This window comes from Frateuria flava, assembly GCF_017837635.1.
Classification (GTDB): Bacteria; Pseudomonadota; Gammaproteobacteria; order Xanthomonadales; family Rhodanobacteraceae; genus Frateuria_A; species Frateuria_A flava.
On record NZ_JAGJRS010000017.1, the window covers coordinates 42,794 to 63,110 of the forward strand.

The window sequence follows — 20,317 nt, forward strand, 5'->3', positions numbered from 1 at the left end:
GGGGCGATGCCTCGCTACGGTCCGGCTGGAAGGGCGTCGCCCGCAAGCGGGCTCCTACAGGCCTTGCGCTTACTGGGTCTTGACCGCCACGTCGTCCACCACGAACGAGGTCTGCAGGCTACCGTCCTCCACCCCGTAGAAGTTCACCTGCACCGTCTGGCCCTTGTAACCATTCAGGCTGAGGGTGTGGTGCTGGTAGCCGCCGGCGGCGTCCTTGTTGGAGTAGGTGGCCAGCGTGATGTACTTGCCGGTGGAGGTGATCACCTGCACCTGCAGCGTGTCGTAGGCCGTGCCGGTACCCTCGGCGCTGTCGACGTGCAGGTAGAAGTCCAGCGTCGCGCTTGTCACCATCGAGGGAATGCTCACCTTCTGCCGCACGTAGTCGGTGTGGCTGCTGCCGTAGCCGTCCAGCCAGGCCTTCCAGCTGCCGGCGTGGGCTGCCTCGCTGCTGTCGCTGGTCATCACCCCGCTGGTCTGCGTCCAGGCGGTGGCGCCGCTCTCGAAGCCGCCGTTGCTCAGCAACTGGCTGCTGCCGCCACCGCTGCCGTTGGCGACGCTGAAGCCCACGCCGGTGCTGCTGCCGACATTGCCGGCCGCGTCATAGGCCTTGGCAACCAGCGTGTGCGAACCATCGATGAGCGTGGTCGAGTCGAGGCTGGCCTGGTAGGGCGAGCTGCTGTCGGTGGCCTTGAGCGCGCCATCGACATGGAACTCCACGCGGCTGACGCCGACGTTGTCGCTCGCCGTGGCGGCCAGCGTGATGGTGCCCGCGCTGCCGCTTTCGGAGGCACTGACCGTCGGCGGCGTGGTATCGCCGCCGCCACCGCCGCTGCCCTGGCTCACCCAGACTGGCGCCGACCACAGCCGGTTGCCGTCGGCCTGGGTGATTTTGGCGTAGTAGAAGTGCTCGCCTGCGGCTGGCGTGATGGTGGTGGTGGCGGTGTCGGACAGCTGCGTGACCGTGCCATTGCTGCCGGGCACGCCCTGGAACACCTGCACGCGCTGCGCACTGTCGCCGGATGTGCTGGCGTAGTTCACGGTCAGCGTGAGCGACCCCGAGTTGCTGAAGCGCTCGCCCATGACATGGCCGTTGGCGGTGAGCACGATCTGGTCGGTCTTGTCCTCGGTGGCGAACACGCGGCGCGCGCGCAGCGCATCGAGGAAGCTGCTCAGGCTGAGGGCAGTGCCGGCGGGGATGAGCACGCCGGTGCGATTGGTGTAGCTCGCTCCCCAATTGGCGCAGTGGTTGTCCTGGTCCGAACTGGGCGCCACGTGGTAGCCGCGCTCCAGGATGGTATTGAAGGCGGTCTCGTAGTTCGGCCGCGAGGTCTCGGTCTCGCTGGTGTTGGCCGAGAACGCGGAGCTGTTGAGTACCTCGGCCAGCACCATCACCGCGTCGCCGTCGGCCGTGTAGCCGAAGTTGGTGCCGTTGACCACGAACTGGCCGCTGGACGCGGGATGGTTGAACTGGCCGATCCAGCCGTGCTGGCGCATCAGCGTGTACAGCGAGGCGTAGTCGCCCTTGGCGATGTAGTAGTCGCCGATCACCTGGCCGGCACTGTTCTTCTCCCACTCGATCAGGCCGTCGGCGTTGATGATGTTCATGTGGCCGCCATTGCTGATCACGCCCCACTCCTGGCCGTACACGGCGAGGAAGTTGGGGTGCGCGGCACGGAACGCGCTGGCCGCCTGCAGGCCGGAGGCGAACAGGCTTTTCGCGGTGGCCGGATCGGCCGAGGTGTTGGTGCCGGTGGAACCGTCGAACATGTGGTTGTGTTCGGAGGTCATGAGCATGTCCAGCCCGCGGTTCATCGCGTACTGGTAGGCGTCGGCCGGACCGTAGGCGCTGCTCTGCGGCGCCTGTTCGCTGTCGCAGGTGGCCAGGTCGCCGCCGCCGTCGCTGTGGTTGGTCTGGCTGTGCAGGTTGCCGTAGTAGATCGTGTAGGGCAGCGAGCCGGCACTCACCGACTGCGCCTGCAGCGTCTGGCCGTGGCGCGGCAGCGCGCGGAACGCCGGCACGCGCGCGGGCGCCACGTGACCGACCTGGATGTCGTAGCGCTGCTCCTCGATGCGCCCGGGCGCGCGATCGACGGCCAGGGCCAGCGCGTGCCCGGGCAGGCCGGTTCCCAGCTGGCGGATGCTGGCTTCGTCCAGCGCGATCGCGCGCAGGCGCACCGTGTAGTAACCGGCCGGCAGGGCTTCGCCGTGGCCGCCCTTGCCGTCCCAGCGCAGGCGGGCCGTGGCAGTGCGCGCGTGCAGCGTGCTGTGTCCCTCCCACGCGCGCAGCACGCGGCCGTCGCGGTCGAGCAGCGCGACCTCCCAGGCGACCGGCGTGCCGACCGCGGCGCCCGGATAGGCGAAGTGCAGCGCCACCGGCCGGCCGGCGGTCGCCTGGAACGGCACCTGCAGCGACGCCTCGAATTCCTGGTGGTCAGGCAGCGCCGCGGCGGCCGACACGGCCGGAAGACCGCAGCATCCCAGGCCCGCGAACATCAGCGCGCGAGCCAGCGAGAACCTTGCATGCATATGAACCCCTACACGTTGGCAAGGATTCCCCCGACAGGTTTTATAGCCCTCGACCGATGGCGGCGGTATCGCCAAAATTCGTAGGAAAAATTCCCGGCATGTTCATAGCCAGCGGCCGTAGCGCCGGATGTACACGCGCTTGACCAGCTGCGTCAGTGCGGCGTAGCAAAGCAGCGTCAACGCCAGCCAGCCGAAGTAGGCCATCGGCAAGCCGGTCATCCCGAGCTTGGCGCCCAGACCGCTGTAGGGGACGAGCAGGCCGATCACGCCGATCGCGAGCGTCAGCGCCAGCACGGGCGCCGCGGCAATGCTCTGCACGAACGGAATCCGCCGCGTACGGATCATGTGCACGATCAAGGTCTGCGACAGCAGGCCCTCGACGAACCAGCCGGACTGGAACAACCCCTGGTGTGCCACGTCGTTTGCGCCGAACACGTGCCACAGCAGCCAGAACGTGGTGAGGTCGAAGATCGAGCTGACCGGCCCCACCCAGGCCATGAAGCGGCCGATGTCGCTGGCATCCCACTGCCGCGGCGACTTCAGGTACTCCTCGTCCATGCGATCGAACGGGATCGCCAGCTGCGAGATGTCGTAGAGCAGGTTCTGCACCAGCAGCTGCAGCGGCAGCATCGGCAGGAACGGCAGGAAGGCGCTGGCCACCAGCACGCTGAACACGTTGCCGAAGTTCGAGCTGGCGGTCATCTTGATGTACTTCATGACGTTGCCGAAGGTGACGCGTCCCTCGATCACGCCCTCCTCCAGCACCATCAGGTTCTTTTCCAGCAGGATGATGTCGGCCGATTCCTTGGCGATGTCGGTGGCGCTGTCCACCGAGATGCCCACGTCGGCCTCGCGCAGCGCGGGCGCGTCGTTGATGCCATCGCCGAGGAAGCCGACGGTGTGGCCCTGGCGCTGCAGCGAGCTGACCACGCGCGCCTTCTGCAGCGGCGACATCTTGGCGAACACGGTGGTGCGCGCGACCAGCGCGTCGAGCGCCGGTTCATCCAGCGGCTCGATGTCGCGGCCTTGCGCGGAATGGGTGACTTCCAGCCCGACCTCGCGGCAGATCTTGCGGGTCACCGCTTCGTTGTCGCCGGTGATCACCTTCACCGCCACGCCGTGTTCGCGCAGCGCGGCGATGGCGGTGGCGGCCGAGTCCTTCGGTGGATCGAGGAAGGCCAGGCAGCCGATCGCCGTCAGACCCGCCTCGTCGGCCAGGCCATAGGCGCGCCCGCTCGGGTCCTGTCGTTTGACCGCCACCACCAGCACGCGCAGGCCGTCCTCGTTGAGCCGGCGGGTCATTGCGCGGATCTCCGCGCGTTGTGCGTCGTCCAGCGTGGTGTCGACGCCATCCAGCCGCGCAGCGGTGCAGATGGCGAGCATTTCCTCGACCGCGCCCTTACACACCAGCAGGTGCTGACCGTCGTCGCCGGCGAGCACCACGGACATGCGCCGGCGCTGGAAGTCGAACGGGATCTCGTCGACCAGCCGGAAGCGCGCGGCCATCGGCTCGAGGTTGCGGTGCGCGAGCACCGCCTTGTCCATCAGGTTCTTCAGTCCGGTCTGGAAGCGGCTGTTGAGGTAGCCGAATTCCAGCGCCTCGTCCGAAGCCTCGCCGTGCAGGTCCAGGTGGCGCTCGAGCACGATCCGGTCGAGCGTCAGCGTGCCGGTCTTGTCGGTGCACAGCACGTCCATCGCACCGAAGTTCTGGATCGCGTTGAGGCGCTTGACCACCACCTTGCGGCGCGACATCGCCATCGCGCCCTTGCCCAGGTTCGCGGTGACGATCAGCGGCAGCATCTCCGGCGTCAGGCCCACCGCCACGGAGAGCGCGAACAGGAAGGCCTGCAGCCAGTCGTGCTTGTCCAGCCCGTTGATGGCGAACACCACCGGCACCATCACCGCCATGAAGCGGATCAGCAGCCAACTGACCGAGCGCACGCCGCGGTCGAAGCTGGTCTGCACGCGCTGGCCGGAGAGCGTGTGCGCCAGCGAACCCAGATAGCTGCGGGAACCGGTCGCCACCACCACGGCGGTCGCGGTGCCGCTGACCACGTTGGTACCCATGTAGCAGATGCCGGGCAAGTCGAGCGGATTGGCGTTGCCCTCGGCCAGGTCGCGCGTCATCGGCGCTGCCTTCTCCACCGGCAGCGATTCGCCGGTCAGGATGGCCTGGCTGATGAACAGGTCCTTGGCCGAGAGCAGCCGCAGGTCCGCGGGCACCATGTCGCCCGCGGCCAGGTGAACGATGTCGCCGGCGACCAATTCGCCGACCGGCACCTCGATGCGCTCGCTGTGGCCGTCGGCCGCGCGGCGGGTCACGCTAGCGGTGTTGCGCACCATCGCCTTGAGTTGCTCGGCGGCGCGCGAGGAGCGGTATTCCTGGGTGAAGCTGAGCAGCACGCTGATGCCGACCATCACGGCGATGATCAGCGGCCCGGTGAGATCCTCGCGATCGGTCGCAAGCTGGACGATGGCCAGCAGCACCAGTACCGCGATGAACGGGTTGCGGCAGGCGCGCAGCAGCTGGCGCGACCAGTGCGGCGGCTTCTCGTGCGAGACCTCGTTGGTGCCGTCGCGGTGCAGGCGCGCGGCGATGCGTTCGGCATCCAGGCCGCTCGTGCCGGTATCCATGCGGGCCAGCAGGTCGTCGTTGCGCAGCCGCGCGTAGTCGGCCGCCGTCACGCGTGCGGGGGACGCGCTCCTGCCGGTCGCCCGGGCCGCCGCGCTGTGGAGGGTGTGCCTGATCATCGGGTCCGCTTCCGTCTGTCGCCTGATCGACCGGCGCGCGCTTCGATCAGGCGCGCGCGGCTACCGAAGATCCGGACGTCTGGACGGCCGGACCGGGTGCCGACCTGGCGGAGGCCAGCTGTTGTGCACCCGATGCAGACTCACCCTTTCACCACGTGCGGCAATGGCACCGCCTGGGTCACCACCACGGGATGGTGCCCTCCGGTCACGCCCGCAGCGGCCAGCGGCGCGGGAACGGTAACGGTGTAGACCGGCCGCGTTACACGGCGGCGGTCGATGGCAAGGCGGCGCCACAGGCGCAGCCACGAAACATCGCGAAGCAGGTTCATGACCCGACTCCTCGTAACGGTGCCGGCGGCACCGCGGGAGTGGGCCGGGCGTTTCCTAGTCGAGGAAAGCGCCGGCCGACCGCAGGCGGTCGCCCCAGGCGTTCAGTTTGTAATGCGACGCCGGCACCCGATGCGAGCGGATGTCGACGTTGCGACTAGGGTAGACGTCCATAAGCCTTGGAAGGTCTCGGGGAATGCCGCGGCGCAGCGCGCCGGACGGCGCGCGCATTCTGTTTTGCGAACCCTTGCCTGTCAAGCAGGCAACAGGTCAGGCGGCTCGCTGCAGTACGACGCCGGCGTCCTGCACCGGCCCGATCAGCCAGTGGTCGGCAAGCAGGAACGCAAACAACGCCATCAGGTACACGATCGAGTACTTGAACACGCGCATGGCGAAGAACTCGTCCGGCGGGTTCATCAGGCGGATGGCGTAGTAGAGGAAGCCCGCACCCAGCACCACCGCGCCACCTAAGTACACGCCGCCGCTGAAGCCGGTCAGCGCCGGCAGCAGGGTCACCAGCACCAGCAGCACGGTGTAGAACAACACGTGCCAGCGCGTGTAGGTGACGCCGTGGGTGACCGGGAGCATCGGGATCTCCGCGCGCGCGTAGTCCTCGCGGCGGAAGATCGCCAGCGCCCAGAAATGCGGCGGCGTCCACACGAAGATGATCAGGCACAGCTGCAGCGCAAAGGCGTGCAGCTGTCCGGTGACGGCGGTCCAGCCCAGCACCGGCGGGATCGCGCCCGCCAGGCCGCCGATCACGATGTTCTGCGGCGTGGCGCGCTTGAGGTAGGCGGTGTAGACCAGCGCGTAACCGATCAGGCCGCCAAAGGTCAGCCACGCGGTCAGCGGGTTGACCAGCAGCGCCAGCACCAGCATCGAGGCGATGCCGAGCGCGATGGCGAACAACAGCACCTGACGCGGCTTGAGCGCGCCGGTGGCCAACGGCCGCCGCTGCGTGCGTGCCATCAGCTTGTCGATGCGCTCGTCGATCAGATGATTGAAGGCCGCGGCCGAGCCGGAGGCCATCCAGATTCCCAGCGTGCCGAATACCAGCGCGCGCCACGGCGGGATACCCGGCACCGCCAGGAACATCCCGATCACGGCGCAGAACACCAGCAGCGCGACCACGCGCGGCTTGGTCAGTTGCAGGTATTCGCGCAGGTGCGCGCTCATCGTCCGGACTCCGGGGACCGCATCGGTGCATCATCCGTTTGCGGCTGCGTGCGCGCCAGTGTCGCCAGCAGGGTGAACAACAGCAGTGCCGCCACGCCGTTGTGCGCGGTGGCCACCGGCAGCGGCAGGCCGAAGTGCACATTGCTGATGCCCAGCAGCACCTGGGCCACGAGCACCGTTCCGATCGCCGCACCCGCCAGGCGCAGGCCGCGCCGGGCCACCCGATGGCCCAGCCACATCAGGTAGATGAACACCACCAGCGCGCCGAAGCGGTGTGCGATCTGGATCGCGCTGCGCGCGGCCATGTCCAGGACGCCGCCCTCGTAGTTCACACCGATGCCGCGCCATAGCACGAACCCTTCCTTGAAGTCGGTCGGCGGCATCCATTGGCCTAGGCACTTGGGGAACGCGTCCGGCCCGGTGCCGCAGGCGAGCGCGGCGTAGTTGGAAGAGGTCCAGCCGCCCAGCGCGATCTGCCCCACCAGCAGCACGATGCCGAGCACGATCCAGCGGCGCAGCGGCGCGTGGCGTGCGTCGGGGGCGCCGATCCCGGCGAAGCGCAAGGCCGCATAGGCCAGCAACGCGAACGTCGTGATGCCGCCGAGCAGATGGCCCATCACGACGATCGGCTTGAGCAGCAGAGTGACGGTCCACATGCCCAGCATCGCCTGGAAGATGATCACCGCCAGCGCCAGCACGGCGATCCGCCACGCGCCGGGGCTGCGCAATCGGATCGCGGCAGCCAGCGGCAGCGCGATCGCCACCACGGCCAGCAACGACGACCAGGCATGTTCCCCTCGCATGTACAGCGAGACGCCGCCGGCAGCAAAGACGGCGCCCAGGATCACCGCCACGCGCGCCCAGCGCGGGCGCCCGGCGGCGATCATCGCCAACGCCAGCACCAGCACGCCCAGCGTGCCGGCGAGGAAGCGGTGGACCTGTTCGCGCCAGGCCTTGGTCGCCTCGTAAGGGCGATCCGGGAAGGCCGCATCGGCACGCGCCACCGCCTGCTCGTGGTGGGGCCAGGTCACCTGGCCGTAGCAAGTGGGCCAGTCCGGGCAGGACAGCCCCGCATTGGACAGGCGCACGAACGCGCCGAACATCACCACGCCGAAGGCGAACACCGCTGCGCACACCGCGAGCCAGCGCATGACACGTCGCGCCCGGACCGATGCCGTTACGTTCGAGGCCTGCATGCGGCCGCCACCCTCGCCGTTCATTTGATCACCTTGTGCATGTCGCGCAGCAGCCCCGTGCCATCGAAGCCCGCCGGGTAGTACGCCAGCGCCGTGCCGTTGGACTCCACCAGCAGCGCACTCACGCTGTCGGACGCCTGCGGACGGAAGGCGCCCAGCTTGCCGCCCGCGTCACGACCCAGCGTCCAGAACGACTTCATCGCCTCCAGCCGACCCGCATCGGCCGGCGGCTCGCCTACGTACAGCAGGCGCAGGCGCTTCTGGTTGCGGTTGAGCGTGACCCAGGCCTTGGCCATGCCGGTAAGCGTCTCGAAGCAACGCGCGGCGCAGCCCGGGCCGGCCAGCGCGACCAGCGTCATGCGCGGCTCTTCGGGATCGCGCCAGGCGTAGTCGCCACCGTCGGCGAGGGTCACGCGCAGGTGCTCATCGACAAAGTTGCGCTGCGGCTGGATCGGCTGACCGTAGCCCTTGCCGCTGGGCTGCCAGCCGGTGAAGGTCAGCACGCCGGCGGCGATGATCGGCAGCGCGAAGACCGCCATGATCGCCAGCAACTTGGCACGGCTGGCCTTGAGGGAGGGAGGCGCGGGAGTATTCATCGGATGTCCGTGCGTCGGGGGCGGCGCTTGCGGTGCAGGACCAGGAAGATCACCACCACCGCGACCGCAAAGCTGAACCACTGGAAGGCATAGGCCCGGTGCCGCGACGGCGGCATCGAGGAAAAATCGAACGGGTGCTCGCGCTGGTAGCGGGCGGCCGGGTTGGCGTCGAGCGCGAGCACCCGCGGGTACAACGGGCGGCCGAGGTCTTTTGCCACCTGTCCGAGATCAAGATAGATGGTCGTCTTGGGCCAGTGCGCCTGGCCAGCCAGCGCATCGCCGCCCAGCTCCAGGCCCACGCCCGGCGGCGGCAGGTAGAGTCCATGCAGGTCGACCTCGCCAGCCGGCAGCGACGGCAGCGCCGGCGCCTGTTCGCGCGCCGTTGGCAGGAAGCCAAGGTCCACCAGCAACAGGCGCGAATCGCCGGGCAGCGCCAGCGGTACGTAGACCTCCACCCCGCCACGTGCGTCGTGATGCGGGTTGTCGAGCAGGTAGACCCGGTCGGTCAGCCAGCTTCCGCGCACGGCCACCCGTGGAAAGGCATCGGCCGGCGGGGTCGCCGCCACCTTCCCGAAGGGTATCGGCGATGCGACGGCCGCAGCGGCGTAACGCCGCACCAGGCTGTCCTTGTAGGCCGCCCGGTCCAGCTGCCATAGACCGAGGCGCACGAACAGCGCCGCGGCAGCCACGGTCAGCAGCACGCTCCACCAGGCAGGCCTGCGCCAACGTGTCACGCGGAGGCACCGTCAGCGGTGGCTATACTGCCGGCTCGCAAGTTGATCGGACCGCTCACGTGGAAACCATCTACAAAGTCGCGCTGGTGATCATGTTCCTGGTCGTGGTGTTCAACCTCGGCCAGGCGCTGTACTACATGATGACCGACAAGGACGGCAGCAAACGCACCGCCTGGGCGCTGACCCGGCGCATCGGCCTGTCGATCGTGCTGATCGCCATGATCATGCTGGGCATCTGGATGGGCTGGCTGCAGCCCCACGGCGTCGGCCGCTAATTGTAGCGGTCCGGCGCGGGCGAAGCCTGCCAGCGCGACATTTAGCGCACGCCTTCGGATATCTGCAGGTGCCCGCTTGCGGGCGATGCTCTCCCATCGAGGCCATTCGAAGCATCACCCGCAAGCGGGTTCGAGCAAAAGAAAAGCCCGCCGTTCGGCGGGCTTTTTCGTGCGGCGCGGGCTGGTCTCAGAGGATGTAGACGAACATGAACAGGCCCAGCCACACCACGTCGACGAAGTGCCAGTACCAGGCCACCGCCTCGAAGCCGAAATGGTGATCCGGGCTGAAATGGCCCTTGAGCACGCGCAGCCAGATGATCGCCAGCATGATCGTGCCCAGCGTCACGTGCAGGCCGTGGAAACCGGTCAGCATGAAGAAAGTCGAGCCGTACACGCCGGTGTGCAGCGTGAGGTTGAGTTCCTTGTAGGCCTCGATGTACTCGTGCGCCTGGGCATACACGAACGTTGCGCCCAGCAGCACGGTCAGGCCCAGGAACACCAGGATCTTGCCGCGGTGGCCCGCCTTCAGCGCATGGTGCGCGATGGTCACGGTGACGCTGGAAGTAAGCAGGATCAGGGTGTTGAGCAGCGGCAGACCCCACGGCGCCACCGTCTGGAAATCACCGCCGATGTTGGCCGGGCCATTGCCGCCGCCAGCACCCCAGGCTGCCGCGTACTCGCTCCACAGGAACTGGTGGGTCAGCACGCCATGGCCCTCGCCACCGAGCCACGGTACGGAGAACATGCGGGTGTAGAACAGCGCGCCGAAGAACGCGGCGAAGAACATCACCTCGGAAAAGATGAACCACATCATGCCCATGCGGAAGGAGCGGTCGACCTGGGCGTCGTACTTGCCGGCCAGCGACTCGTGGATCACCGAGCGGAACCAGCCGAAGAACATCAGCAGGATGCCGATGAAGCCGATCGTGATGATCGTCTTGCCGAAGCCCGCCTCGCCCGGCGCGGCATTCAACCAATGCGCGGCACCGAACACGGTGAGAAACATGACCACCGCGGCCACGATCGGCCAATGGCTCTTGGCCGGTACGAAATACGCTTGCTGCTGACCCATGAGTGATCCCCGTGGATATCTCTTTGTTTGCTTCCATCCCCGCCATGTTGCGCGGGGAACTGCTTGCCGGGCCGCCGCGACGGACCCGGGGAATATCTGACGCTAGCCGATCTTCACCATACTGAGGATCGAGAGCAGGAACAGCACCACCGCGATCGTCCCGGTGATCCAGAGGGTGCGCCGTACGCCCTTCCGGCGTGCCAGCTCCCCATCGTTGCCCTGCCCGTTCATCACCCTGCGCCCATCCGGTGCACCGGCCAGGGCCGGCGCACCCGTTGCATCAATCATCCACGTGACCGTGGGCCAGCTCGTCGTCGTGGATCACCGGCGGCAGTGCGAAGGTGTGGTGCGGGGCCGGCGAGGGCACCGTCCACTCCAGACCACGCGCGCCTTCCCACACCCGGTCGGCCGCCTTCTTCCTGGAGAAGAACGCGCAATGCACGATCACGCCCAGGAAGATCAGCTGCGAGGCGCCGAACAGGAAGCCGCCGATCGAGCTGATCATGTTGAAGTCGGCGAAGGCCACGTTGTAGTCGGGAATACGGCGTGGCATGCCGGCCAGGCCCAGGAAGTGCTGCGGGAAGAACAGCACGTTCACGAACACCACCGAGCACCAGAAGTGCACCTTGCCCCAGAACTCGCTGTACATGTGACCGGTCCACTTGGGCAGCCAGTAGTACGTGGCGGCCATGATGGCGAAGGCAGCGCCGGTCACCAGCACGTAGTGGAAGTGCGCCACCACGAAGTAGGTGTCGTGGTACTGGAAGTCCGCCGGCACCAGCGCCAGCATCAGGCCGGAGAAGCCGCCGATGGTGAACAGGATGATGAAGGCGATGGCGAACAGCATCGGCGTCTCGAACGTCAGCGAGCCGCCCCACATCGTGCTCACCCAGTTGAACACCTTGATGCCGGTGGGCACCGAGATGAGCATGGTGGCGTACATGAAGAAGATCTCGGCGCCCAGCGGCAGGCCCACCGCGAACATGTGGTGCGCCCACACGATGAACGACAGGAAGGCGATCGCCGCGATCGCGAACACCATCGCCTTGTAGCCGAAGATCGGCTTGCGCGAGAAGGTCGGCACGATCTCCGAGATGATCCCGAACGCCGGCAGGATCATGATGTAGACCTCGGGGTGACCGAAGAACCAGAACACGTGCTGGTACAGCACCGGGTCGCCGCCGCCGGCGGCGTTGAAGAAGCTGGTGCCGAAGTACTTGTCGGTCAGCAGCATGGTCACCGCGCCGGCCAGTACCGGCATCACGGCGATCAGCAGGAACGCGGTGATCAGCCAGCTCCACACGAACACAGGCATCTTCAGAAGGTCCATCCCCGGCGCGCGCATGTTGAGGATGGTCGCGATGATGTTGATCGCGCCCATGATCGAGCTGATGCCCATCAGGTGGATCGCGAACACCACATAGGCGACCGAATCGCTCTGCAGCGACAGCGGCGGGTACATGGTCCAGCCGCCGGCCGGGCCGCCACCCTGCATGAACAGGGTCGACAGCATCAGCGCGAAGGCGAACGGCAGGATCCAGAACGAGAGATTGTTCATGCGGGGCAGCGCCATGTCCGGCGCGCCGACCATCAACGGGATCATCCAGTTACCCAGGCCCACGAAGGCCGGCATGATCGCGCCGAAGATCATCACCAGCGCGTGCATGGTGGTCATCTCGTTGAAGAAGTACGGCTGCACCAGCTGCATGCCCGGCTTGAACAGCTCCGCGCGGATCACCATCGCGAAGCTGCCGCCGATGAAGAACATCAGCAGCGAGAAGACCAGGTACAGCGTGCCGATGTCCTTGTGGTTCGTGGACATGAACCAGCGCGTGAAGAAGTTCGACGGCGCGCCGTGATGCTCGTCGTGGTGATCGTGGGTGGCTGCGTGGGCCATGGCCTTGCACCTCTACCTAATGCGAATACTTGAAAAGCGGATGGGCTGGATGGGCCTCAGCCCTGCTTGCCCGGCGTCTTGGCTGCCGGGGCGGCCGTGGTCGAAGCGGATGCCGGGGCAGCGGCGGTCGACGCCGGTGCCGGAACGGCCGGTGTCGCGGGGGTAGCCGGCGGCGCCTTGCCGGCGGCCTCCTGCTGCGCCAGCCACTGGGCGAACTCGGCCTTGGAGACCGCCTTCACCACGATCGGCATGAAGCCGTGGTCCTGGCCGCACAGCTCGGCACACTGGCCGCGGTAGGTGCCCGGCACCTTGATGTTGGTCCAGGCCGCGTTGACGATGCCCGGGATGGCGTCGATCTTCCAGCCCAGCGCCGGCACCCACCAGGAATGGATGACGTCGCCGGCGGTGATCACGAAGCGCACCTTGGTGTCGACCGGCAGCACCAGCGGCTTGTCGACGTTGAGCAGGTAGGTGTTCTCGTCACCGACCTTGACCGACTTCGGATCAAGGCCCGAATCGAGCTGGCGGGTCTCGTTGCTCTGGTCGTCGAGCTTGGACATGAAGCCGACGCCGTCGATCGCCTTACCCTGGTAGTCGACGTAGTCATAGCGCCACTTCCACTGGTAGCCGGTGACCTTGACGGTCATCTGCGAGCCGGTGGTGTCGGCGAAGGAGACCAGGCCGCCGGTGGACATCCAGGCCAGCACGATCAGGATGATCACCGGAATGGTGGTCCAGACCACTTCGAGCATGGTGTTGTGCGACCACTTCTCGGCCACCGCGCCGCGCGATTTGCGGAAGCGGAACATGGCGACGAACATCGCGCCGAACACGAGCACGCCGATGACGGTGCACACGCCGAGCGCGACGTTGTTGAGGAAGTAGGCCTCGGGCGACCACTCGCTGACGCCGCGCGTCATGTTGAGCTGGCCCGGCTGGGGGTTGGCCCATGCCGCGCCGCTGAACAGCGCAAAGGCCGCTGCCGCTGCCCATGCCTTGATCCTGATGCCGCCAGATGTCATGTCCTGCACCTTTGTTGTAGCTACCTGCGCTGCTGGCCTCGCACGTCCGCCAGCAGCACCTTGAGTTTTCTCGACAACTCCAGGCGTTCCTCTTCGGCGAGGAACGCCCCGATCTCCAGCTCGCGTCCGTGCGACCCCAGCAGCAGACGCCCGTGCCCGTTGCCGGGCGCCAGCCGCACGCGCACCCAGTAGGACTGGAAGCACGCGCGCCGTCGCCCAGGCAGCGAGCGCACCTCCAGCGACGATTCGTCGAGGCGGATGCGTTCGCTGCGGTCGCCCGCGCGCCAGGCCCGCCACAGGGCGAGGGCCATCGCGCAGGACTCGATCAGGGCAAACAGCGGAGCAAACACATTCCCCTGCCACGCGCCCAACCCGGCCGTCGTCAGCGCCAGAGCCGCCAGCACCATGATCAGACGACGCAGTCCGCGTCGGCTGAGTGCGCGATTGGGCCGGAGCCACATCGTCACGCACGGCAGGCCGGCGCCAGCTGGTCGAAGCACGATCATGGGAATCCGGCGTGCCTGGAACCGGGGAATGATAGGCCGCTGAATCGCTGCGAGGCAAGAATGTCGCACCCCCATGACCTGGATCATGCCGCGGCAGAGCTGGCACGGCGAACCGGAAACCCGCGGTTGGGCGCGCGCCTGCGCGGACCGCGCAACCCCTCTGGCTGCGCGCCGGGCCCGTGGCGCATGGCGTGGAACCAGCACGCCCGTGCCGCGCGTTCAGCCGTGGCCGTCGATGCGCCCGCGCACGGATGCGCCTGCCTGCGCACGGGGCGTACAATCGCGGGCTTCGCCGCCGCCCCGGGCGGTTCTCAGCCAGCAGATCCCCCACGTGACGCAATCTATCCTGAGCCCCGAAATCCCCGCGGTCGACGAGCCCGCTCGCGCCCGCATCACCGCCGCCTGGCTGCGCGACGAGACCGAGGCGGTGCTCGACCTGCTCGACCAGGCCGACCTGCCGCCGGAAGAGCGCGTGGCGGTGGTCGACCGGGCGGCCGGCCTGGTCACCCGCGTGCGTGCGCGCGCCAAGGACCAGAGCATGGTCGAGGCATTCATGCGCCAGTACGACCTGTCCAGCGAGGAAGGCGTGCTGCTGATGTGCGTGGCCGAGGCGCTGCTGCGCATCCCCGACCAGCGCACCGCCGACAAGCTGATCCGCGACAAGCTCGGCGACGCCGACTGGCGCAAGCACCTGGGCCAGAGCGAATCGGCGCTGGTCAACGCCTCGACCTGGGGCCTGCTGCTGACCGGCCGGCTGGTCAACCTGGCCGACACCACCCGCGACGACTTCACCGGCTCGCTGCGCCGACTGGTGGCGCGCCTGGGTGAGCCGGCGATCCGCGCCGCGGTGCGCCAGGCGATGCGCCTGATGGGCCACCAGTTCGTGATGGGCCGCACCATCGACGAGGCGCTGGACCGGGCGAAGAAGAAAGAGAACGCGGCCTACCGCTATTCGTTCGACATGCTGGGCGAGGCCGCGCTGACCGCCGCCGATGCCGAGCGTTACCAGCAGGCCTACCGCGACGCGATCGGTGCGATCGGCCAGCGCGGCCCGTTTGCCAACCACACCGACGCACCGTCGATCTCGGTCAAGCTCTCGGCGCTCTATCCGCGCTACGAGCCCGGCCAGCGCGAGCGCGCCCGCAAGGTGCTGGTTGCGCGGCTGCTGGAGCTTTCGCAGCTGTCGATGAAGGCCGGCATCGCCCTGTCGGTCGACGCCGAGGAAGCCGACCGCCTGGAGCTCTCGCTCGACATCATCGGCGAGGTGTTCGCGCACCCGTCGCTGGCCGGCTGGAACGGCCTGGGCATCGTGGTGCAGGCCTACTCCAAACGCACCCCGTTCGTGATCGACTGGCTGGTGGAGATGGCGCTGGCGCACGGCCGGCGCTGGTACGTGCGCCTGGTCAAGGGCGCCTACTGGGACGCCGAGGTCAAGCGCGCGCAGGAAGGCGGCCTGGCCGGCTATCCGGTGTACACGCGCAAGCCGAGCACCGACGTTTCCTACATCGCCTGCGCTCGTCGACTGTTCAATGCCGGCCCGACGCTGATCTACCCCCAGTTCGCCACGCACAACGCGCACACGATCGCCGCGGTACACCATCTGTCGCAGGGTCGACCGTTCGAATACCAGCGTCTGCACGGCATGGGCGCGGACCTGTATGCCGAAGTGATCGGCGCGAACGGTCTCGGCGCGCCGTGCCGCGTCTACGCGCCGGTGGGCACGCACGAGGACCTGCTGCCCTACCTGGTGCGCCGCCTGCTGGAGAACGGCGCCAACACCAGCTTCGTCAATCGCGTGGTGGACGAGGACGTGCCGGCGCGCGAACTGGTCGCCGACCCCTGCCAGACGGTGCGTGCGTTCGAGTCGATCCCGCACCCGCGCATCCCGCTGCCGGCCAACCTCTACGGTGAACTACGGAAGAATTCCATGGGCGTGAACTTTGCCAACGACAACGAACTGAAGGCGCTGGCCGACGAAGCCAACGCCCACCAGGGTCCGTGGACCGCAGGTCCCCTCGTGCCCGGCGCCACCAGCCAGGGCCCGACCGTCGAGGTCACCGACCCGTCCGACCGCCGCCGCAGGCTGGGCACCTACGTCGCTGCCGACGAGGCCACCGTGCAGCAGGCGCTGGCCAACGCGCACGCCGCGCAGGACCGCTGGAGCAATTTCCCGGTCGCCAACCGCGCCGCCATGCTCGAGTACGCCGCCGAGCAGCTCGAAGCCCGCCGCGGCGAGTTCATCGCCCTGTGCGTGCGCGAAGCCGGCAAGAGCCTGCCCGACGCGATCGCCGAAATCCGCGAGGCAGCCGACTTCCTGCGCTACTACGCCACCATGGCCAAGCGCCTGTTCGGCGAGCCGATCGCGCTGCCGGGCCCGACCGGCGAAACCAACCAGTTGTTCCTGGAAGGCCGCGGCGTGTTCGTCGGCATCAGCCCGTGGAACTTCCCGCTGGCGATCTTCATCGGCCAGGTCAGCGCCGCGCTGGCCGCCGGCAACACGGTGATCGCCAAGCCGGCCGAGCAGACCAGCCTGATCGGCTACGTCGCCACCCAGCTGTTGCACGACGCAGGCATCCCGAAGGACGTGCTGCAGTTCGTGCCCGGCGACGGCCCGACCGTCGGCGCCGCGCTGACCCGCGATCCGCGCGTGGCCGGCGTGGTGTTCACCGGCTCGACCGAGACCGCCTGGGCGATCAACCGCGCGCTGGCCGCGCGCAAGGCGCAGATCGCCATCCTGATCGCCGAGACCGGCGGCCAGAACGCGATGATCGCCGACTCCTCCGCACTGCCGGAGCAGATCGTCAAGGACGTGATGGCCTCGGCCTTCCAGTCCGCCGGCCAGCGTTGCTCGGCCGCGCGCGTGCTGTACGTGCAGGAAGACATCGCCGACAAGGTGATCACCATGCTCGCCGGCGCGATGGCCGAGCTGAAGGTCGGCGACCCGGCCCTGCTCTCCACCGACGTGGGCCCGGTCATCGACGAGGACGCCAAGGCGATCCTGGTCGCCCACGCCGAGCGCATGGACAAGGAGGCGAAGAAGATCGCCGAAGCGCCGATGGACCCGGCCGCGACGGCGCACGGCACCTTCTTCGCGCCACGGGCCTACGAGATCCCGACGCTGTCGATCCTCGACCGCGAAATCTTCGGTCCGGTGCTGCACGTGCTGCGCTGGAAGGCCAGCGAGCTGCCGCAGGTGATCGAGAAGATCAACGAGACCGGTTATGGCCTGACGTTGGGCGTGCACAGCCGCATCGACGCGACCATCGACTACATCGCCCGCCACACCCGCGTGGGCAACTGCTACGTCAACCGCAACCAGATCGGCGCGGTGGTCGGCGTGCAGCCGTTCGGCGGCGAAGGCCTCTCCGGCACCGGCCCCAAGGCCGGCGGTCCGCACTACCTGCTGCGCTTCGCCAGCGAGCGCACGCTGACCATCAACACCACCGCCGCCGGCGGCAACGCTTCGTTGCTGACCATCGGCGAGTAAGCGGAAAGCGGCAGGTATATTGCTCCCTCTCCCCTCCGGGGAGAGGGTTGGGGTGAGGGGTCATGCTGGCCTTGAACCAACGAGGGGGAAGCATGCCTACGCGCAAGAAAGGCCAAACCGAATTCGTGCAGTGGATGGGGCCATTGCTGGATTGCCTTCGCGCATTGGGGGGCTCCGCGAAGCCAAAAGAAGTATCCAGTTGGATTGCCCGCAAGCTTGGTTTGCCGCCGGAGATAACCGAAGCAACCATTAAGTCGGGCGCCAACCGCTTTCACAATCAGGTGCAGTGGGCTCGCCAATACCTTGTGTGGGAAGGTTTGCTGGACGACAGCAAACGCGGCGTTTGGACGCTTAGCCCTTTAGGTTGGAAAACTCAGATCAATGATGGATTGGCGCGCACGATTTTCCTCGAACGAGTCAAAGTCGGCAGATCCATGCGGGACCAGTCGCTACCAAAAGCTTCCACCCAAGAAGTAGCGGACACCGTGCCTCCAGACGAAGTCCAAGAGCTCAGCCTTCTTGGTGTGCTTCGCGAACTGCCGCCCTACGGCTTCGAGCTGATCTGTGGCAGGTTGCTTCGTGAACATGGTTTTGAAGACGTGGAAGTCACACAACGTTCCCGCGACGGAGGCATCGATGGGTACGGATTGCTGCGCCTGAGCCCTTTCGTCAGCTTGCGCGTGGCCTTCCAGGCCAAGCGCTACAAAGACGTAGTTTCCCGTAGTGCGGTGGGAGAGTTTCGCAACGCACTCTTGGGGCGTGCCGAAAAAGGGGTTTTCATTACGACAGGCCGTTTCACTGCGGATGCGGCCGCTGAGGCGACGAGGGGCGGCGTGGTTCCCATCGAGCTCATCGACGGCGAAGAGCTGGTCGAGTTGTTCCAGAGCGCAGGCATCGGTGTCAAGCCAAAAACTGTCTACGAAATCGATCACGCATTCTTTGACGAATTTCGTCGCCAAGTCGCTTAAGGGGGCGGTGGAGGGGTGTCGCGCGGTGCTCCCCTCTCCCCAGCCTTGAGGGAGAGGGCGCAGAGCAGCCACGCAACAGTATTCGCTGTAGTGCCGTGCAACCATGTGTCTAATCTCCATCAGGCGCACGCTATGGCGGACACCCTCGAACTGAAGGCCACCCTGCATCGCATGCGCGCCGCGCAGGCGTGCGATCCGCTGCCGGCCTGGTCGGTGCGTGCCGACCGGTTGCAGCGTCTTGAGCGCATGTTGCGCGAACAGCGCGCCGCCTTTGCCGCGGCGATCGACGCCGACTTCGGCCAGCGCCCGGCCGAGGAAACCGAGCTGCTGGAGCTGTTTCCCTCGCTCTCGGCCGTCCGCCACGCGCTACGCCACGGCAAGCGCTGGATGCGTCCGCGACGCGCGCCGACGGCGCTGGCTTTCCTGCCCGGGCACAATCGCCTGCTGCCGCAACCGCGCGGCGTGGTCGGCATCGTCGTGCCATGGAATTACCCGCTGTTCCTGGCGGTCGGCCCGCTGGTGGACGCGCTGGTCGCGGGTAACCGGGCCATGGTCAAGATGAGCGAGTTCACGCCACGCTTCTCGGCGCTTTTCGCCGGGCAGGTGGCGGCGTACTTCGCCGACGACGAGGTCGTCGTGGTCACCGGCGACGCGGCAGTGGCACAGACCTTCTCCGGCCTGGCTTTCGACCATCTGCTGTTCACCGGCTCCACCGCCGTCGGACACCACGTGATGCGTGCCGCGTCGGCCCATCTTACGCCGGTGACGCTGGAGCTTGGCGGCAAGTCGCCAGCGATCATCGGGCCGGGCGCGGACATGAGACGGGCGGTCGAACGCATCCTGGTAGGCAAGCTGGTCAATGCCGGCCAGACCTGCATCGCACCGGATTACGTACTGTTGCCGGGCGCGCGAGTGGAAGAGTTCGTAACCGTGGCGCGCGCCACGATGACGCGGCTGTACCCCGACCTGGCGCGCAACCGGCAGTACACCAGCCTCATCTCCGACCGCCACTTCGAACGCATGGCGGCGCTGCGCAACGAGGCGGCGGATGCCGGCGCGCGGGTCGAGCCGCTGGACGACGCCCCCGCCGATCCCGCACGCCGCCTGTTCCCACCGCAGTTGCTGCTCGACGTGCCGGACGATGCGAGGGTGATGCACGAGGAGATTTTCGGCCCGCTGCTGCCGCTGGTCGCCTGCGACTCGGTCGCGCAGGCGGTCGACTACGTCAACGCCCGGCCACACCCGCTCGCGCTGTACCTGTTCGAGCGTGACCGCTCGACCATCGATGCGGTGCTCGCCCACACGCAGGCCGGCGGCGTCACCGTCAACGACACGCTCTACCACATCGCCCAGCACGGCCTGCCGTTCGGCGGCGTCGGCGCTTCGGGCATGGGCGGCTACCACGGCAAGGCCGGTTTCGAGACGTTCTCGCATCTGAAGCCGGTGTTCGCGCAGTCGCGCTGGAACGGCGCGGGCCTGCTGCGCCCGCCCTACGGCCCGCGCTTCCGGCGCCTGCTGGAACTGCTGCTGCGCCACGGCTGAGGCTCTCACATGCAGGTGCTGCTTGCGGTGCCGGCGCGCGCCTGCCGCGCCCGCCCTGCGACAGTGCTTCCGGCGCCCGCTGGAACTGCGGCGGCGCCACGGCAGGGACTCTTCACAGGAGCCCGCTCGCGGCGATGCTCTCCCGTTTGGTCGGGGAGCATCACTCGCAGGCGGGCTGCTACATGCACGTGCTGCTTACGGCCAGGCCATGACACTGCGCAGAAGGCATCGCATCGGAGGAG

At 67.5% G+C, this 20,317-nt stretch carries 16 protein-coding genes; 4 read left to right on the top strand and 12 right to left on the bottom strand.

The genetic code is table 11. The features are described 5' to 3' along the window. Positions 1-69: 69 nt before the first annotated feature. The 7 genes from J7I44_RS08495 to J7I44_RS08525 all read right to left on the bottom strand — a co-directional run bounded on the left by J7I44_RS08495 (position 70) and on the right by J7I44_RS08525 (position 9,306). Positions 70-2,526, bottom strand: a complete 2,457-nt coding sequence (locus J7I44_RS08495; RefSeq protein ID WP_209618921.1) for a CehA/McbA family metallohydrolase — start codon at positions 2,524-2,526, stop codon at positions 70-72. Positions 2,527-2,628: 102 nt separating this feature from the next. Beyond that, on the bottom strand, positions 2,629-5,277 hold the full coding sequence (gene mgtA, locus J7I44_RS08500; protein WP_209618923.1) for a magnesium-translocating P-type ATPase: 2,649 nt from the start codon (positions 5,275-5,277) through the stop codon (positions 2,629-2,631). Between the two features lie 140 nt (positions 5,278-5,417). Continuing rightward, positions 5,418-5,606, bottom strand: coding sequence for a hypothetical protein (locus J7I44_RS08505; RefSeq protein WP_209618925.1), 189 nt, complete (start codon positions 5,604-5,606; stop codon positions 5,418-5,420). 268 nt (positions 5,607-5,874) lie between these two features. Next, complete coding sequence (gene cyoE / locus J7I44_RS08510; protein ID WP_209618926.1) at positions 5,875-6,780, bottom strand: heme o synthase; 906 nt, start codon at positions 6,778-6,780, stop codon at positions 5,875-5,877. Next, on the bottom strand, positions 6,777-7,931 hold the full coding sequence (locus tag J7I44_RS08515) for a COX15/CtaA family protein (RefSeq protein WP_209618928.1): 1,155 nt from the start codon (positions 7,929-7,931) through the stop codon (positions 6,777-6,779). Before J7I44_RS08515 ends, cyoE begins: the two co-directional genes overlap by 4 nt. Positions 7,932-7,996: 65 nt before the next feature. Further along, entirely contained in the window at positions 7,997-8,572 is a 576-nt protein-coding gene (locus J7I44_RS08520; protein ID WP_209618940.1) for a hypothetical protein, read from the bottom strand. Continuing rightward, positions 8,569-9,306 (bottom strand): SURF1 family protein, encoded by a 738-nt coding sequence (locus tag J7I44_RS08525; RefSeq protein WP_209618942.1) that lies wholly within the window; start codon positions 9,304-9,306, stop codon positions 8,569-8,571. Before J7I44_RS08525 ends, J7I44_RS08520 begins: the two co-directional genes overlap by 4 nt. 59 nt (positions 9,307-9,365) lie before the next feature. On the opposite strand from J7I44_RS08525, the gene J7I44_RS08530 reads away from it, so the two are divergent. Next, on the top strand, positions 9,366-9,581 hold the full coding sequence (locus J7I44_RS08530; RefSeq protein WP_209618944.1) for a twin transmembrane helix small protein: 216 nt from the start codon (positions 9,366-9,368) through the stop codon (positions 9,579-9,581). Positions 9,582-9,768: 187 nt separating this feature from the next. On the opposite strand, the gene J7I44_RS08535 is transcribed toward J7I44_RS08530, so the two are convergent. The 5 genes from J7I44_RS08535 to J7I44_RS08555 form a co-directional block, all read right to left on the bottom strand. After that, a complete protein-coding gene (locus J7I44_RS08535) occupies positions 9,769-10,653 on the bottom strand; it encodes a cytochrome c oxidase subunit 3 (protein ID WP_209618946.1) in 885 nt (294 codons plus the stop codon). A gap of 102 nt (positions 10,654-10,755) precedes the next feature. Then, complete coding sequence (locus J7I44_RS08540) at positions 10,756-10,941, bottom strand: hypothetical protein (RefSeq protein ID WP_209618947.1); 186 nt, start codon at positions 10,939-10,941, stop codon at positions 10,756-10,758. Beyond that, the gene (gene ctaD, locus J7I44_RS08545; RefSeq protein WP_209618948.1) at positions 10,934-12,550 is read right to left on the bottom strand and encodes a cytochrome c oxidase subunit I; all 1,617 of its coding nucleotides are present in this window, start codon (positions 12,548-12,550) and stop codon (positions 10,934-10,936) included. Before ctaD ends, J7I44_RS08540 begins: the two co-directional genes overlap by 8 nt. A gap of 56 nt (positions 12,551-12,606) precedes the next feature. Then, entirely contained in the window at positions 12,607-13,572 is a 966-nt protein-coding gene (gene coxB / locus J7I44_RS08550; protein WP_209618949.1) for a cytochrome c oxidase subunit II, read from the bottom strand. A gap of 20 nt (positions 13,573-13,592) precedes the next feature. Next, complete coding sequence (locus J7I44_RS08555; RefSeq protein ID WP_245188061.1) at positions 13,593-14,033, bottom strand: DUF2244 domain-containing protein; 441 nt, start codon at positions 14,031-14,033, stop codon at positions 13,593-13,595. 376 nt (positions 14,034-14,409) lie between these two features. Between J7I44_RS08555 and putA the strand changes: the two genes are divergently transcribed. The 3 genes from putA to J7I44_RS08570 all read left to right on the top strand — a co-directional run bounded on the left by putA (position 14,410) and on the right by J7I44_RS08570 (position 20,075). Then, on the top strand, positions 14,410-17,565 hold the full coding sequence (putA, locus tag J7I44_RS08560; RefSeq protein WP_209618951.1) for a bifunctional proline dehydrogenase/L-glutamate gamma-semialdehyde dehydrogenase PutA: 3,156 nt from the start codon (positions 14,410-14,412) through the stop codon (positions 17,563-17,565). 92 nt (positions 17,566-17,657) lie between these two features. Next, the gene (locus J7I44_RS08565; protein WP_209618962.1) at positions 17,658-18,533 is read left to right on the top strand and encodes a restriction endonuclease; all 876 of its coding nucleotides are present in this window, start codon (positions 17,658-17,660) and stop codon (positions 18,531-18,533) included. 132 nt (positions 18,534-18,665) lie between these two features. After that, positions 18,666-20,075, top strand: coding sequence for a coniferyl aldehyde dehydrogenase (locus J7I44_RS08570; protein ID WP_209618965.1), 1,410 nt, complete (start codon positions 18,666-18,668; stop codon positions 20,073-20,075). Positions 20,076-20,317: the final 242 nt, after the last annotated feature.

Bases quoted from the DNA above. Each gene is read 5' to 3' on its own strand.
- J7I44_RS08495 (WP_209618921.1), bottom strand. From the start codon at position 2,526: ATGCATGCAAGGTTCTCGCTGGCTCGCGCGCTGATGTTCGCGGGCCTG.
- mgtA (WP_209618923.1), bottom strand. From the start codon at position 5,277: ATGATCAGGCACACCCTCCACAGCGCGGCGGCCCGGGCGACCGGCAGG.
- J7I44_RS08505 (WP_209618925.1), bottom strand. From the start codon at position 5,606: ATGAACCTGCTTCGCGATGTTTCGTGGCTGCGCCTGTGGCGCCGCCTT.
- cyoE (WP_209618926.1), bottom strand. From the start codon at position 6,780: ATGAGCGCGCACCTGCGCGAATACCTGCAACTGACCAAGCCGCGCGTG.
- J7I44_RS08515 (WP_209618928.1), bottom strand. From the start codon at position 7,931: ATGCGCTGGCTCGCGGTGTGCGCAGCGGTGTTCGCCTTCGGCGTGGTG.
- J7I44_RS08520 (WP_209618940.1), bottom strand. From the start codon at position 8,572: ATGAATACTCCCGCGCCTCCCTCCCTCAAGGCCAGCCGTGCCAAGTTG.
- J7I44_RS08535 (WP_209618946.1), bottom strand. From the start codon at position 10,653: ATGGGTCAGCAGCAAGCGTATTTCGTACCGGCCAAGAGCCATTGGCCG.
- J7I44_RS08540 (WP_209618947.1), bottom strand. From the start codon at position 10,941: ATGATTGATGCAACGGGTGCGCCGGCCCTGGCCGGTGCACCGGATGGG.
- ctaD (WP_209618948.1), bottom strand. From the start codon at position 12,550: ATGGCCCACGCAGCCACCCACGATCACCACGACGAGCATCACGGCGCG.
- coxB (WP_209618949.1), bottom strand. From the start codon at position 13,572: ATGACATCTGGCGGCATCAGGATCAAGGCATGGGCAGCGGCAGCGGCC.
- J7I44_RS08555 (WP_245188061.1), bottom strand. From the start codon at position 14,033: ATGTGGCTCCGGCCCAATCGCGCACTCAGCCGACGCGGACTGCGTCGT.
- J7I44_RS08565 (WP_209618962.1), top strand. From the start codon at position 17,658: ATGCCTACGCGCAAGAAAGGCCAAACCGAATTCGTGCAGTGGATGGGG.
- J7I44_RS08570 (WP_209618965.1), top strand. From the start codon at position 18,666: ATGGCGGACACCCTCGAACTGAAGGCCACCCTGCATCGCATGCGCGCC.